Raw genomic sequence first — 692 nt, 5'->3', positions numbered from 1 at the left:
GCTGGCGGGTGACGTCGCGGTCGTCGGCCGCAGCTTCAAATACCACCGGCCGCGCGGCATATGGGGCGCCGGCGTCGAGGAGCCAAATGCGCTGGTCGATCTCGGCGGCACGCGGGCAACGCCGAACACCCGCGCCACGACCGAGCCGGCGCGGGACGGACTGGTGGCGAAAAGCGTCAACGCCACGCCCAGCGCGCTGGCCGACCGCAACGCCTTCCTCGACCGTTTCGCGCGCTTCATTCCAGCGGCGTTCTACTACAAGACCTTCATGTGGCCGGACTGGCACAGGTTCGAGCCGCGCATCCGCGCCATGGCGGGATTGGGCACAGTCGACGCCGACTGGACCTCGCCCGGCAAGGCCGACCAGATCAACCATCATTGCGATGTGCTGGTTGTAGGCGCGGGACCGGCCGGGCTGGCGGCGGCAGGGCTGGCGTCCGGTGCTGGCCTGACCGTCGCACTGGTCGACGACCAGCAGAGTCCCGGCGGATCGCTCGGCCATCGTGCCGCGGAGATCGACGGCAAGCCGGCGGCCGTATGGGTCAAGGAGACGATTGCCGAGCTTGCCGCTGGCGGTCACCTCATCCTGCCTTCGACCACCGCCTTCGGCATTTACGACCACAATCTGGTCGGGCTGAACCAGCGTCATCTCGACGGCCGGCCGGATACGCTGTGGCGGGTCAGGCCGCCCC

Annotated in this window: 1 protein-coding gene; it reads left to right on the top strand. The window is 69.2% G+C overall.

Annotation, left to right across the window (positions count from 1 at the left end):
- On the top strand, positions 1-692 hold a 692-nt coding region (locus tag EN991_RS38655; protein ID WP_127370654.1), incomplete at both ends, for a 2Fe-2S iron-sulfur cluster-binding protein.

The sequence above is a fragment of the Mesorhizobium sp. M7A.F.Ca.US.005.03.2.1 genome (assembly GCF_003997795.1).
Lineage (GTDB): Bacteria > Pseudomonadota > Alphaproteobacteria > Rhizobiales > Rhizobiaceae > Mesorhizobium > Mesorhizobium ciceri.
Note: the sequence above shows the minus strand (reverse complement) of the source record. Positions and strands in the feature narration are given on the sequence as shown.